Here is a 14,472-nt window from a genome sequence, read left to right on the forward strand (position 1 = left end):
AGTGAGATTAAATTATCATAACCCACGTTTTGTAACACTTACGTGCATCAACTATCTATCTATCGCTTATGCATGCGATCCCAAAGGCTTGTTGAATTCCTCGCCCTTAAGCTCCTCTACCAAAATTTGAGTTTCTTGCTTGTGGAGTTTACCCGTTCCATTTCACTATTTCTAGCTAATCGTCTCTGTGGCACTTTAAAAAGCTTATCATAGGCATAAATGCCCTTAGACTATACTTAAGTCGTTACCAATAAATTGGTACCTAAAGTTATTTTTTTCTCTAGCACAAACACTACATTCATCTCAGAATGTGCAAGCGTGGAGTTTCCTCTATATTATTTTTCAAATATAGCAGTTGATTCAAAGTTAATCTCATTGTTTATTTTATACTAAATTACTTATTATATCTCTCTTTTTCTAAATTAGAAATTCTCTTAATAAGATCTGAACTATTTAATCCTGCTCTTGCTAATGCTTCCATTTGACTTTCACTTAATTTTAAAGTTGCCAATGTTTCTGTTAATTCATTTGATAATCTATTAATATTTTCTTTTAAAGTTCCTATTTCCTTTTCTTTTTTAATATTTTTTTCTTCGAAAAATTTATAATCTTCTGCTATCATATCTAAAAAAGCATCAACTTCTTCTACTTTATAACCTTTATATTCAACTTCAAAATCTTTATCAATAATTTCTTGTTTAGTTAATTTTATAAAATCTGCCATTTTTTTATGCCCCCATTTAGTCTAATTGTATCTCATTTTATAATTTTTTGTAGAGATATATCGACTAATATATTTGGGTGAAATTTTGATATTAAAAAATAAAGGAATGTATTTAGAAACTATTATAAATAATAGTATAAGTATTATTGAAGAAAATAGTGGTTTTATTTATAAAATACCTATTAATAATAATATTATTTCAGTTAAAGATAATATTATTACAGCAAGATTAAAGAAGAACTTTTTTTGTGATTATATTGGTTTATGAAAAGGAGCTTATTTAGAGTTTGAAGCCAAGGAATCTGAGAAGGACTATTTTAATTTAAATAATCTTTCTCAAAAACAATTTGAAAAATTAAGATTAGTAAATAAAAATTATGGATTAGCTTTTCTAATAATATATTTTCATTTATATGAAAAAATATATATTATCCATATAAATCAATTAGAGAATATAAAAATTAAAAAAATACCCTATCAGTATTTCAAAGATAATTTCTTGGAAATAAGTTTTTCAGGTATTAGTTTTAATTTTAATGATATTTTTAATCATTTAATCAATTATACATAGTTATTTTTACAGAAGTTTCTTTTGACTTATCTTCTAGCTTCTTCAATAAATCTTTAATATTATTAATTTTACATTCATCAATTATTGACATAATCTTTGGTTTTGAAATACCAAGTTCAATAAAATTTTCAATTTTATCTATTTCATTATCTGTAAGTTTATAGTCAAACAGTTTCTCAATAAAGTTATATGTATTATCATTTCTTAATTTAGAATGTTTTTCTTCTAACTCTACAAGCAACCTATTAAATAAAGGTGTAAGATCAAGGATAGTTTTTTTACCTTTTTGTTCCAATTTAATAATTCGATTTTTTAATAATAAAGATATTTCTTTTTCAATTTCTTCTTTTGAAAGTATCATATGCTCTGCTATTTGTGAAGGTGTAAAATTTTTTTGGTCATCATTTGATAACTCCATAATTATTAGTAAAATAGCTAATTGATTTTCATTAATTTTAATTTTTGAATAATTTAAAATTAAAAGAGTTTTTTTGCTTATTAACCCTGTTTTAAAAAGTTCAAACATATTTTTTTACAAAATTAAAACTTGCTATTTGCAAGTCTTTTAAATTTTGTTCTTATTATTTAGCTACTGCTTCTTTTAATTGTTTAGCTACTTTAAATTTTGTTACTGTTGTTGCAGCAATTTGGATTTTTGCTCCAGTTGCTGGGTTAACACCTTCACGTGCTGCTCTTTCAGCAGTAACAAATTTACCAAATCCTGCTATTGCAACTTCATCTTTATTAACTAGAGCATTTATAATTTCATCAAATACGAAGTTAATCATTTTTTCAGCATCAGCTTTTGTATTACCAAATTCTACTGAAATTTTTTCTGATAATTCTTTTTTTGTCATGGCTATCCACCCCTATCTCTATACTACCTTAGCATGTTGGAAAAAGTCATTTACTAACGCACTAGGCTTATGATTATTGTATAGTATTTTATATAGTATTTCAAACATTGGTACTTTAATTTTATATTTCTGGCTTATCTCATAAGCTAACTTACAAGATAAAACTCCTTCAACAGTATTCTTATGAGAAATTAAAACAGTCTTTGCATCATCTTTTTGAGCAATTTGAACTCCTAATGAAAAGTTTCTTGATTTTAATGATGAAGCAGTTAGAATCAAATCACCAAGTGTTGCAAAATTCATAAATGTTTCTATTTTAGCTCCAAATTGTTTTGCTATAGTATATATTTCTGCATTTCCTATTGTAATTAATGATGCTTTTGAATTATCTGCTGCTGAAAAACCATGCAGCAATCCTGCAGCAATCGCAACACTATTTTTTAATGCTGCTGCAACTTCGCACCCAACTACATCAGTTGTGGGTTTCACAATAAAGTATTCATTAGAAAATAAATTTGCGATATATATAGCAGTTTTTTCATCTTCATTGCAACTCATAACACAAGTTGGTTTTCTCATAATTACTTCAATTGCAACAGAAGGTCCATAAATTGCACCATAAGATTTCATAACATCTTTACCTTGAAATCTTTTTTTAATTTTTTTACTTAATAAATCAAGATTTTCTTCATCTAAACCTTTGGCTACATTTATTATATGCATTTCACGCTTTCCAAATTTTATTACATTTTCAATTGCGTTATCTAAAGCAAAAGTTGGTACACTTAAAATTACAATATTTGCTTTTTCCATGGCTGCTGCAAAATCTGTTGTTGCCTTTATGTTTGAATTAATTAGTAAATCCTGAAAGAATTTAGAGTTCAAATGATTATTATTAATATCTTCAACTTGAGTTTCTTCAATTCCATACATAATTACATCATGGCCATTGTCTGCTAAAACATTAGCTAAAACTGTTCCATAAGCCCCAGTCCCTATTATTGCTATTTTTTCTTTTTGCATATTATTATTTCCTTTCTCTAAAAATTATAGTTATTGGTACACCACTAAAATCAAATTGTGAACGAATTTGGTTTTCTAAAAATCTTTTATATGAAAAGTGAACAAATTCAGGATTATTTACAAATAAAACAAATGTTGGTAAGTATGCTTCTACTTGAGAAGCATAGAATATTTTCAATCTACCTTTATTATGATTTGGAGCAGGATTAATTAATTGAGCCTTATTAAAAACTTCATTTAATAAACTCGTTCTAATTCTTTTTTTAATATTTTTTTGAACTAAATCAACAATATCAAATATCTTATGTATTCTTTTATTTTCTTTTGCTGAAATAAATAAAACCTTTGCATAATTTAAATACTTAAAATAAGCCTTAATTTCTTCTTCTTTTCTTTTCATAGTATTGGTTTCTTTATCTTGAACTAAGTCTCATTTGTTACCAATAATTATTATAGGTTTATTCTCTTCAAAAGCAAAACCTCCAATATTTGTATCATGATCTTTAATATTTTCACTCGAGTCTAAAATTAATAAAACGATATCTGACTTATTAATCGTACTTATTGATCTTAAGTAACTATATTTTTCAAGATTTTCATAAATCTTACCTTTTTTTCTCATACCAGCAGTATCTATAATTGTATAACTATTTCCATTATATTTTATTTTACTATCCACTGCATCAACTGTTGTTCCCGCAATTTCAGAAACTATCATTCTATCTTCACCAACTAATGAATTCACTAAACTTGATTTACCAACATTGGGTCTTCCAACAATTGCTAGTTTAAGTTCATCACTTTCTTGACTTTCATCAAACTTTGGAAAACTTTCAATTATTTTATCCAGCAAATCTCCTATTCCAATACCGTGAGTAGAAGATATCATAAACGGTTCACCAAAACCTAAAGTCATAAAAGTAAAAGACTCATCAAATTGATCCTTTTTATCATATTTATTGACAGCAAGAATTACAGGTTTATTAGTCTTATAAAGTATCTTAGCAACTGCTTCATCTTCTTGAGTTATTCCATCTTTATAATTAATTGCAAAAACAATAACATCTGCTTCTTTAATTGCAATTTCTGCTTGCATTCTTATCTCTTTTGAAAATGGACTATCTTGTAAAGTTATTCCACCTGTGTCAACTACAATAAAAGGTAAAGTTAGTCATTCAGCTTTACCATACATTCTATCTCTAGTGACTCCAGGTTTATCTTCAACAATAGCTTTTTTTTCTCTGATTATTCTATTAAAAAGTGTAGATTTACCAACATTGGGTCTTCCAACAACTGCTACAATTCCTTTTCTTGCCATAAACTACACCTCCTTAAAAAGTAATTACTATTTAAGTTTTTCTATTTTGTTTAAAATTAATCTAATTACTTTATTTATATTTAATTTACTTGTATCTAAATATCAAGCATCAGGCGCTATTTTAAGTGCACCCATTTCTCTTTTTTTATCATAATCATCTCTTTGTTGAATTTGCCTTAAAATATCTTCATAAACATTTGGCTTTATTTTTCTTCTTTTATTTTGATTAAATCTTCTTTCTGCTCTTGATTCAACTGAACAATCAAAATATATTTTTAATTCCGCTTCTGGAAGAACAACTGTAGTAATATCTCTTCCAATGACAATATTGTTTTTATTTTGAGTCATTTTTCTTTGAGCCAAAACCATAAATTCTCTAACCTTATTATTTTTTGCTACATATTTAATATTTTCTGCCACATCATAGTCAAAAATACTTTTTCCATATTCTATATTATTTACTAATATAGACTTTTCATTTATATATTCAAAATTAAAGCTTTTAATTTGTTTTTCAATTTCAGCATCCTTTAAAAAATCAACTTTATTATCTAAACAAAATTTAGTAAAAGCTCTATACATAACTCCAGTATCTATAAAATTCATTTTCAACTTTACAGCTATTCTTTTCATAACTGAACTTTTACCAGAACCTGCTGTACCGTCTACTGCGATATTAATATATTTCAATTACATTATCCTCCTATTACAAATATTGGAATTATTATTGCTAAAAACATTAATACTGCTAAAACAATTAAAATTGGTAAAACTCATTTAAATCTATATTTTCTTTCTTGTAATTTTCAGGTTTTCAAAACTCTATTTAAACCTTTTTCATTTTTTTCACTAACCTCTATTATCATTTGCTGAGTACTTCTATTATCTTTACTTCTTACTTGTTGAACAGTTGTCATTGAAATGTCTTGAGGATTAGTTTTTAATCAAGCTTGCTTTTCTTTTAACTTATCAATATTTCTTTGAAAATTTTTATCATTTGCTTGTAAACTATTATACAAATTAATATACTTATCATTTCTTAGATTAAGTGAACTTTCATCTTCTTCAACTTCACTAATAAAATTTTTATTAACTTGATTTAAACCAATTTTTTTAAGTTCTGATATTTCTAATTTCATTTCATATTTTAAATCTTCAGGAAATAAACTTGACGACTTATCTCTATCTAGATAAGGTTTTTCAAATTCATGTTTTGCATCAAAAATTGATAACTTTTCTTTAAAAAAATCTAAATCTATCATTTTCAATTTTTCAAAAGTTGAATGTATTACTGATTTTTCATCTTGTATATTTTTTTTATAAGCAATTTCCTTCTTCACTTTTTCATGAATTGGCTTATTACGTTCCATTCTTGTTAGGTTCATCTTTTTTTCACCCCATTAACTTATATATTATAAATTAAATATGGAAATAATTGAAATTATTGTTATTATATTAAAGAAAAGGAGATGGTTTTTATGAAGAAAACTTGAATTGATAAATCAATGTGTATAGGATGTATGGCATGTGTGCAAATTGATGAAACTGAGACTCTTTTCATGGATGATGATGGTTTCGCTGAAGCAAACGAAAATGATCTAGAATTAGTTGAATGCCAAATGGTTTGCCCTACTGGTGCAGTTAAAATTGGTGATGAATAAAAAAAATTCTCAAAAGAGAATTTTTTTTATTCATTTATTTATTAATATTTTATAATAATAACTTATCTAATAAAACTCACTCATTAATAGTCTATTAAATTTATTTATTACAACTATAAAATAATTAGCCTTTTGGACAGTCTAATATCTTTTCTTTTTTTTGATAATGCGAAATTATAATTTCTTATAATTTCAAAATTATTATATCATAGTTAAAAAAATATTATAGTTTTTAATTATAATTTAGAATTTTTTCCACTATAAGTTAAATAAAAAAAATCCTAATATTAGGATTTTTTTATTAATAACTTATTTCTTCTTTTACTCTTCTTAATTGATCAAATACTTCTGATTGATATTTTTTTGTTCCATTAATAACAGCTAATAATGGTTGTTCTCCAACTTTAGTTGGCAACTGTAAAGTATCTCCAACATATTTTGCAATACCATTAATTAGTGCTGTTCCACCACATAATACTATTCCATTTCTGAAGATATCTCCAGCTAATTCTGGAGGTGTCATCTCAAGAACTTGAACTATTAATTCAATAACTCTTGATAAAGGAACTTTTAATACTTCTCTTAATTCTTCTGGTGTAATTTCAATTTCTCTTGGTAACCCAGAAACAACGTCACGTCCATAAACTTTCATTGATTTTTCATCAATAAATTTAGCAAGTGAACCAATATTAATTTTGATAATCTCTGCTGTTTTAATTCCAATTTCCATTCCATATTGTGCTCTTATGAATTTTAAAATTTCTTCATTTAAATAGTTACCTGCTATTTTAATAGATTTTGAAATAACTATATCTCCAGATGAAATAACTGCAACATCAGTTGTTCCACCACCCATGTCAACAACAAGTCTTCCTGTAGGAGCATTAATGTTAACTCCTCCACCTAAAGCAGCCATTTTTACTTCTTCTTCAATAAATACTTCTCCTGCTCCTAAACTAATTGCAATTTTTTTAAGTGCTGTTTTTTCTAATTGAGTAATTGCTGATGGACAAGCCAATAACATTACACAATTTTTAAGAGTCTTTTCTAATCTAAGTCTTGCAAAAATATAATTTAATTGAGCTTGAGTAGCTTTGATATCAGTAATAACACCATCAACCATTGGTCTAACAATTCTCAGGTTTTTATTTCCTTTACCAATCATTTTATATGCTTCTGCACCAACTGCTATAATTTTATTTTCCTTAATTTTGTAAGCTACTATTGAAGGTTCATTATAAACTATTCCGTTTCCTTCAATATAAACTAATGTATATGCTGTTCCTAAGTCCATAGAAACAAATACTGGTTTTTTTCCTGCCATTTTTTTATTTACCTCACTATTTTCAACTTTCATATACATTCTATCAAATAAAAGGTCAAAAATTCAAAAAATTTATTTTTACTTGTAAAAGTGATTAATTTTTTTAACTTGAGGTTCTATTACTGCAAATAATGTATAGCAAATTGAAAATCTAACTAATTCTATTGCTGAAATAACACCTATAAAGATTCCTAAATTTTCTTTTATACTTGTTCATTCTCCTGAATGAGCCTCATGATATGAAATAATCATTCCTGTTGAAAAATGATTATGAGTATGACCGTGATCACTATTTGTTGTAATGTATAACATTAAAAATACTAATAGTGTATAAATTATTGTTATTACAGGTACATAAATAACTATTGGTGTTCATCTTTTAAATCTATCTACGCTTTTAATTGGATGCTTATGAATACTTGAATTTCTAAAAATAAAGTAATAGACAAATCACATCAATCAAATTGATGCAAAATAGCCAAAACTATCAATTACTAAAGTTAATGGGTTGTGAGCATCTATTAAGTGAATAAATGGCACTATAAATGCTATTATTCCAGAAAAGATTGGTCCTAGTGCTGCAAGTGATAATGTTATAACTAAAATATCCAATATTCTAAATGGAATGGCCACACCATATAATGGTATTTTATCTAATAATTGCTCATATAACATTTCAAATGCTGATAATGCTACAGCTAATGCTAAGAAAACTCCTGTTAGAGTTATTTTAAATGTTAAATTTCTACGACTTGTAAATAAGCTATTTTTTCAATGAAAATCAGTATCATTTATATCATCGTGGTTACCTAGAGAATCAAAGTGGTGTTCATCATGATAATGGTCTTTTTTACCCTCTTTTACATCATCATGATCTGGTATTTCATGTTTTTTATCTTCCATATTTTTTCTCCTTTTATTGTTCAAAAATATTATATACTAAATTATAAAAATTATAATTAAAAATTATAATTTTTATAATTTTTACTTTTTTTATTTGTTGTTTATAATAATATTGTGTGTATTTTCGGGGCAAGGTGTGATTCCTTACCGATGGTAATAGTCCATGAACTTGTAAAAGAGTTGATTCAGTGAAATTCTGAAACCGACGGTAAAGTCCGGATGAGAGAAAATACCATAACATTTTTATAAACTTTTTAGTTTTTAATTTTGTTGTATACTAAACGCCCTTTTCTTTTTTTTAAATAGTAAGGGCTTTTTATTTCAAAGGAGTTAAAATGGAAAATACTTATAATTTCTGAAGTCATAAATATGACTTTGCAGAAATAAATAGATATAACTGAAGAATGGTACTAAAAGATAATTTTGTTCTAGATATAAAAAGAATATCTTTATTGGCTATGCTTTTTGCAATTGAAATACTTTTTACTATTATAAGTAAATACACTATTGGTGGTTTAGCAATAGCAGAAGCTTTTACAATAGAAATATCTTTAATTGGAATTTTATTTATATATCTAACAACAAATGTTTTCTATGCTGCCATATTTAATATTGCAGCAAATTCGCTCAGAATGGTCTTACCTCTTCCAAGCAATTATATTGGTGTCTTAGCAATGACTATCTCTGATTTAACATTTATAATATCTTTTGCAATTATATTTTTTTCATTAAAGAAAATTGTACTATTTAAAATTAAAAAAGAGAATCAACTAAAGTGGTATCTATTATTAATAGCAATATCAGGAACTTTAGCAATTATGATTTCTGCATTTATTTCTCTTATTTGTAATCAACATTTTATTTTTGAATGATATGAAGTTTTATATCCTGGAATTGTTCCTGAAAAGAATAGTTATGGATGAAATATTTTGTTATGAACAGGATTTGGAGTTTCAATTGCCAAATTAGGAGTTAATCTGATTATTTTTTTATTAACTACTAAATTACTTGTTAAACTTATCAATAAACATTTATTTTAGAAAGTATTGCTATACTTGAAATAATTTAATATAAAATAATTTTATAAAGGAGAACTTAATGATGGAAAAAAATGTAATTAAGATGATTGTTGAAATACCAAAAGGTAGCTCAAATAAATATGAATATGATATTAATACTAATGAAATTAGTTTAGATAGAGTTTTATACGGAGCTAATTTTTATCCAGGAGAATATGGATTTGTTCCAGAAACTCTTGATTGAGATGGAGACCCATTAGATGTTATAAGTCTTGTAACATACCCTACACTTCCTGGGGTTGGAGTTAATGTTAGAATCTTAGGATCAATCAAAATGATTGATGCTGGTGAAATTGACACTAAACTATTTGGTGTATTTGCAGATGATAGAAGATTTGATTCATATAAAAAAATAGAAGATGTTCCTCAACACTTGAAAGATGAAATTGAAAATTTCTTTTTACAGTATAAAGCATTACAAAAAAAAGAAGTAAAAATTAATGGTTGAGGTTCTGCAAATGAAGCTATGAATGAATTAAAAGAATGTAAAGAAAGATATATTCAATACAAGGATAGATATTCTAAACCTGGTGGTAAGGAAGAAATTATGGCTGAGTGAAAACAAAAAGGTTTAGGCCAAGGATAAGAAATAAAAAATGAGATTATAAAGTGAATACAATTTTGGTCACTCTATTTATCTCATTTTTTTATTTCTTAAAGTAATGTGAAAGGTCCAACAAATTTTAAATTTGAAGTTTTTGAATTAAATCTAAAAACTTTAAAATCTATTTTATTAAATTCTTTTGCATAAATTCTTGCTATCGAAATATCTTTTTTATAACTTTCACATTCATTTTTTACAAATTGAATAATTTCCATTTCATATTTTTCCTCTAAGCCATTTTTTAAACTATTTGAAAAAAACATTAAAGTAACAATAAATAAAAATGAACTAATAGAAATAAACTCAAATATTGGCTTTTCAAAAATAAAAATTAAAAATTTGGAAGGATTTTCTTTAATGATTGATGTTTTATCTAAAAAAGAAAAAACTATTGCAATAATTAAAGTTGAATAATAAATAGTATATAAAAATAAAGGTATTCACTTAACTATTAATTGAAATTTTTTTATATCCTTATCTTTTTGATAAAGCTTAGTATTAAATCAAATACTTGCTAATATATAATCCAATTCATATCCAACGCTTGGCATTATTCATTTTGGTATTACTATCTGTTTTTTTCTTTTATTTATCATTTGATTAATTCTTGAATAACTTTCAGTTTCACCATAAATAACATTTAATTCTTCTGCTCTCAAATATACCTTAAATTTAGAGATCATTGAATCAATTTTTGAACTTGAAATATTGCTATCTGCTGTATTTATCTCATGGATTATTATTTTATTTAAACTAAAAGTATTAAAAATTCTTATAGTTATTAGAGAAATTAATGATAATCCCAATGCAATTAAAAGTATCTTATTTAAAGAGTCCATAAGTTCACCTTTCTTTAAAATAATTATATAACTTTAAAATACTATCTCTTATATTTGTCAAATAAAAATTTAATTTCCGGCTTTAATGAATTTACTTTTTTTACATCATAAATAGAATTAAAGTTTCTAACTATTCCATGCGAAGACATGAAAGCATTTACATAGAATTTACCATTTTTATAGTCTACTGGTTTTAAAGTTCCCCCTGCAGTTAATCCTGCGGCAAAAAAACGAACTTTATGATCATCAATCAAATCTAAATCATGTAATATTGAATCAAAATCAAGATTATATTTTTCCAATCAAGCGCGTTCTTTATTTTGTCTTTCAAATGTTTCTAATTCATTTGGTCAAACTTCTTCATATCTTACAAGCCTTGATTGCATTTTACAGTCAGCTGAAATTGCAAGAGCTGCCATGAGTGATCCCTCAGGTGCTCCCCCTATTCCATAAACAAAGTCAGCTTCTCCATTGACAACATCAATTGCTGCCAATACATCTCCATCTTGGATAAGTCTTACAATTATTCCCATATCATTCATTTTTCTTATAATTTCTTGATGACGTGGTTTATCTAAAATAATACACTTCAAATCTTTTCTTTTAGCATGAATTTGCATTGCTTCAATCGAATAAATTACTCCCTTGGATAAATTAATGCACTCCTTAAATTCTGTCCTAACAAAGAGCTTTTCCATGTACATTTCAGGAAGCTGCAACATTGTATTTTCTCTTGAAAAAGCAATTGTTGAAATACTTCCAGCATAATTATATGCCGCTGGATGAGTCCCCTCGACAGGATCTACACTAACATCATATGTTAAAACGCTAGGATCTTCTAAATCACCAAGTATTTGACCTACAAATAGCATAGGAGCTTCATCTAACTCTCCTTCTCCATTTACTACTTTTAATTTAAAGCCCTTCTCATTTTTTAACATTACTTGAAAGGCTTCAACTGCAGCTTGATCTACTAAGTTTTTGTTTTTTTTACCAATATATTTATATGAAGCAATTGCAGCTACTTCAACAGTTCTTAATAAAATAATATCGCGATTCATTTTGAATACCCCTTATATAAATAATTATAACAAAATTATCCAAATCTACTTTTAGCTCTTTTGTATTGTTTATTTCCTTATTAGTCTATAATCTAATTTGTATAAAGGAGATGTATTTATGTCAAAAAAAATAAGAGCACAAGATAATTTCTTTGACTATATGAATAAGGAATGAATTGATAAAACTGAATTGCCAATTGGATATCCATCATGAGGTAGTTTTGAGATGCTACATAAAAAATCAATGGATGATATTAAGGAATTAATTTTAGAATTTAAATCTAAAAAGTATGATTTAAAAGATGATCAAGAAAAAATAACTAATATTTTTGAAAATTACTTAAATGTAAAAAAAAGAAATGAACAAGGAATTACTCCAATAATGGAGATAATGGAATTAATTGATTCATTAAATTCAAAAGAAAACTTTACTGATTTCTTAATAGAATCTTTTAAAAGATTTAATATATCATTTTTTCACTCAAAAGGAATAGATTCTGATTTTAAAGATAGTAATAAAAGAGCCTTAATGATAGGTTCAATGGGTTTGGGTATGTCAGATAGAGATTTTTACGATGAAAATCACCCGAGGCATAAAGATATTAAAGCAGCTTATAAAATATATTTAGAAGATATTTCAAAAGCTTCAAAATTACAATTTAAGACAAAAAGTATTTTTAATTTAGTTTATAACTTTGAAAAAGAAATATCTCAAAGTATGTTAAAGCAAGAAGAATTGAGAAGTCCTGAAAATATTTATAATGTTGTTAAAATAAGTGATTTAAATAAATATTGCTCATTTATTAACTGAGATAAGTATTTAACTCAAACAAAATATGGAAAAGCTGAAATATTAATATTATCTGAACCTAAATTTTTAGAAAAATTAAATGAAATGCTTAATAAATTTGAAATAGATGAATTAAAGGATTTCTTGAAAATAAAAACTTTAATAGCCTTCTCATCTATATTAAGTTTAGATTTATATCAAATAAATTTTAATTATTCAAGTATCTTTAGTGGTGTTAAAGAAATGAAACCTGAAATTGATAGAGCTGTTGAATTCACAAACTCAAGATTGGGAGAATTATTAGGAAAAGAATATGTAAAAAAACACTTTTCACAAGAATCAAAAGAGGATGTTCTAGGAATTGTAAAAGACTTAATTAAAGTCTATTCAAAAAGAATAAATAATTTAGAATGAATGAGTAATACTACAAAAGCAAAAGCTATTGATAAATTAAACTCGTTTACAGTGAAAATTGGTTTTCCAGATAAATTTGAAGACTATTCAAAAATTGAAATTAAAAGCTATGAACAAGGCGGGAATTTATTTGAAAATATTAGAAATCTTTCAAAACATTTTATTGAAAAAGAATTAAATGAAATAAATCTTCCTGTGGATAAAACAAAATGATATATGAATCCCCAAACTGTTAATGCTTACTATAATCCCACTTCAAATGAAATTTGTTTTCCAGCTGGAATATTGCAAAAACCATTTTATGATATTAAAGAACCAAGAGCTAAAAATTTAGGTGGTATTGGTGCTGTAATTGGTCATGAAGTAAGTCATGGATTTGATGATGAAGGAAGTAAATTTGATAAAAATGGAAATTTTGAAAATTGATGAACTGAAGAAGACTATAAACAATATAACTTAAGAACTCAAAAATTGGTTGAGCAATATAACTCATATGAAGTTAATGGAACTAATGTTAATGGAAAATTAACATTAGGTGAAAATATTGGAGATCTAAGTGGAGTTGCAGCAGCTCTAGATATTTGCAAGACTCAATGTAAAGAGGATATAAAACTATTCTTTGAAAATTATGCAACTATTTGAATGAGAAAGTCTACTGATGAATTAAAAAATACTCGTCTTTTAATAGACCCTCACTCACCTGAGGAGTTTAGATGTAATGGAGTTTTAATAAATATTGATGAGTTTCATAGTGTTTATGAAACAAAACCGGCAGACAAAATGTATCTTGAAAAATCAAAAAGAATTAAAATTTGATAAAATAAAAATCAATAGACTAGTATCTATTGATTTTTATTTTATCAAATTAATCTTTATTAACTACTTCTTCCTTAATTTCTTTATTATTTTTTAAAACTAATTTTCCAAAAAAATAAGTTTTATCTTCTATAACTAATTTTCCAAAAAACTTTGAAAAACTAAAGGCATATGTAAAGCAAATTATAGAAAAAGTAGTATAGGTAACTGTCATCTTAACTAATAATAATTTGGACTTTTCATTTGTATTATCAAATCCATTTAATAATTCTGGTGCTCTTAGACTAATTCCCCATATTATTGATAAAACTATTATTAGCAAAAAAATAAAAATATTAATTGATAGAAATATTCAATTTATTTTGGTCTTTTTCTTATTTACTAAAAAAATAGTATATCCAAAAATAAATCAAACTAAAGTTACAATAGCAAATAATAAGGACATATAGCCAATAAGTTCTAAAATAATCATATATCACTCAATCATT

The 14,472-nt window shown here is 25.6% G+C and carries 17 protein-coding genes, 1 other RNA gene and 1 riboswitch; of the genes, 5 read left to right on the forward strand and 13 right to left on the reverse strand.

Features of this window, described 5'->3' with window-relative positions; all coding sequences use genetic code 4:
- Positions 1–13 precede the first annotated feature (13 nt).
- An RNA gene (rnpB, locus tag AACL04_RS03195) (RNase P RNA component class B) lies at positions 14–367 on the reverse strand.
- A gap of 27 nt (positions 368–394) precedes the next feature.
- Positions 395–724 carry a DivIVA domain-containing protein gene (locus tag AACL04_RS03200; protein WP_339029493.1) on the reverse strand — a complete coding sequence of 110 codons (330 nt, stop codon included), beginning with the start codon at positions 722–724 and terminating at the stop codon, positions 395–397.
- An 85-nt stretch (positions 725–809) separates the two neighbouring features.
- Between AACL04_RS03200 and AACL04_RS03205 the strand changes: the two genes are divergently transcribed.
- Positions 810–1,295 (forward strand): Holliday junction resolvase RecU, encoded by a 486-nt coding sequence (locus AACL04_RS03205; RefSeq protein ID WP_339029495.1) that lies wholly within the window; start codon positions 810–812, stop codon positions 1,293–1,295.
- Here the strand turns inward: AACL04_RS03205 and AACL04_RS03210 are convergent.
- From AACL04_RS03210 to AACL04_RS03235, 6 genes are read right to left on the reverse strand one after another with little or no spacing between them, the layout of a single operon-like run.
- Positions 1,270–1,821, reverse strand: coding sequence for a DnaD family protein (locus AACL04_RS03210; RefSeq protein WP_339029497.1), 552 nt, complete (start codon positions 1,819–1,821; stop codon positions 1,270–1,272). The two genes, AACL04_RS03205 and AACL04_RS03210, sit on opposite strands and share 26 nt — an antisense overlap.
- Before the next feature lie 55 nt (positions 1,822–1,876).
- Positions 1,877–2,152 (reverse strand): HU family DNA-binding protein, encoded by a 276-nt coding sequence (locus AACL04_RS03215; protein ID WP_339029499.1) that lies wholly within the window; start codon positions 2,150–2,152, stop codon positions 1,877–1,879.
- An 18-nt stretch (positions 2,153–2,170) separates the two neighbouring features.
- Positions 2,171–3,175: an NAD(P)H-dependent glycerol-3-phosphate dehydrogenase gene (locus AACL04_RS03220; RefSeq protein ID WP_339029501.1), complete on the reverse strand. Its 1,005-nt coding sequence runs from the start codon at positions 3,173–3,175 to the stop codon at positions 2,171–2,173.
- Between the two features lie 4 nt (positions 3,176–3,179).
- Positions 3,180–4,493, reverse strand: a complete 1,314-nt coding sequence (gene der / locus AACL04_RS03225; protein ID WP_339029503.1) for a ribosome biogenesis GTPase Der — start codon at positions 4,491–4,493, stop codon at positions 3,180–3,182.
- A gap of 27 nt (positions 4,494–4,520) precedes the next feature.
- On the reverse strand, positions 4,521–5,183 hold the full coding sequence (cmk, locus tag AACL04_RS03230; RefSeq protein ID WP_339029505.1) for a (d)CMP kinase: 663 nt from the start codon (positions 5,181–5,183) through the stop codon (positions 4,521–4,523).
- Between the two features lie 5 nt (positions 5,184–5,188).
- Positions 5,189–5,878: a hypothetical protein gene (locus tag AACL04_RS03235; RefSeq protein ID WP_339029507.1), complete on the reverse strand. Its 690-nt coding sequence runs from the start codon at positions 5,876–5,878 to the stop codon at positions 5,189–5,191.
- A gap of 93 nt (positions 5,879–5,971) precedes the next feature.
- On the opposite strand from AACL04_RS03235, the gene AACL04_RS03240 reads away from it, so the two are divergent.
- Positions 5,972–6,154: a ferredoxin gene (locus tag AACL04_RS03240; RefSeq protein ID WP_235443295.1), complete on the forward strand. Its 183-nt coding sequence runs from the start codon at positions 5,972–5,974 to the stop codon at positions 6,152–6,154.
- Positions 6,155–6,455: 301 nt separating this feature from the next.
- On the opposite strand, the gene AACL04_RS03245 is transcribed toward AACL04_RS03240, so the two are convergent.
- Both AACL04_RS03245 and AACL04_RS03250 read right to left on the reverse strand, forming a co-directional pair.
- Entirely contained in the window at positions 6,456–7,478 is a 1,023-nt protein-coding gene (locus AACL04_RS03245) for a rod shape-determining protein (protein ID WP_339029512.1), read from the reverse strand.
- Positions 7,479–7,556: 78 nt separating this feature from the next.
- The gene (locus AACL04_RS03250) at positions 7,557–8,381 is read right to left on the reverse strand and encodes an ECF transporter S component (protein ID WP_339029514.1); all 825 of its coding nucleotides are present in this window, start codon (positions 8,379–8,381) and stop codon (positions 7,557–7,559) included.
- 116 nt (positions 8,382–8,497) lie between these two features.
- Positions 8,498–8,616: riboswitch (FMN riboswitch) on the forward strand.
- Between the two features lie 100 nt (positions 8,617–8,716).
- On the opposite strand from AACL04_RS03250, the gene AACL04_RS03255 reads away from it, so the two are divergent.
- Both AACL04_RS03255 and AACL04_RS03260 read left to right on the forward strand, forming a co-directional pair.
- On the forward strand, positions 8,717–9,421 hold the full coding sequence (locus AACL04_RS03255; RefSeq protein WP_339029516.1) for an ECF transporter S component: 705 nt from the start codon (positions 8,717–8,719) through the stop codon (positions 9,419–9,421).
- Between the two features lie 61 nt (positions 9,422–9,482).
- Positions 9,483–10,046, forward strand: coding sequence for an inorganic diphosphatase (locus tag AACL04_RS03260; RefSeq protein ID WP_422397908.1), 564 nt, complete (start codon positions 9,483–9,485; stop codon positions 10,044–10,046).
- Positions 10,047–10,114: 68 nt separating this feature from the next.
- On the opposite strand, the gene AACL04_RS03265 is transcribed toward AACL04_RS03260, so the two are convergent.
- Both AACL04_RS03265 and AACL04_RS03270 read right to left on the reverse strand, forming a co-directional pair.
- Positions 10,115–10,903, reverse strand: a complete 789-nt coding sequence (locus tag AACL04_RS03265) for a hypothetical protein (protein WP_339029520.1) — start codon at positions 10,901–10,903, stop codon at positions 10,115–10,117.
- Between the two features lie 41 nt (positions 10,904–10,944).
- Positions 10,945–11,964: a fructose-bisphosphatase class II family protein gene (locus AACL04_RS03270; protein WP_339029522.1), complete on the reverse strand. Its 1,020-nt coding sequence runs from the start codon at positions 11,962–11,964 to the stop codon at positions 10,945–10,947.
- Positions 11,965–12,082: 118 nt separating this feature from the next.
- On the opposite strand from AACL04_RS03270, the gene AACL04_RS03275 reads away from it, so the two are divergent.
- Positions 12,083–13,987 carry a M13 family metallopeptidase gene (locus AACL04_RS03275; RefSeq protein WP_339029524.1) on the forward strand — a complete coding sequence of 635 codons (1,905 nt, stop codon included), beginning with the start codon at positions 12,083–12,085 and terminating at the stop codon, positions 13,985–13,987.
- 46 nt (positions 13,988–14,033) lie between these two features.
- Here the strand turns inward: AACL04_RS03275 and AACL04_RS03280 are convergent, their stop codons facing one another.
- Positions 14,034–14,471: a hypothetical protein gene (locus AACL04_RS03280; RefSeq protein WP_339029526.1), complete on the reverse strand. Its 438-nt coding sequence runs from the start codon at positions 14,469–14,471 to the stop codon at positions 14,034–14,036.
- Position 14,472 lies beyond the last annotated feature (1 nt).

It is taken from the genome of Spiroplasma endosymbiont of Cantharis nigra (genome assembly GCF_964019925.1).
Lineage (GTDB): Bacteria > Bacillota_I > Bacilli_A > Mycoplasmatales > Mycoplasmataceae > Spiroplasma_A.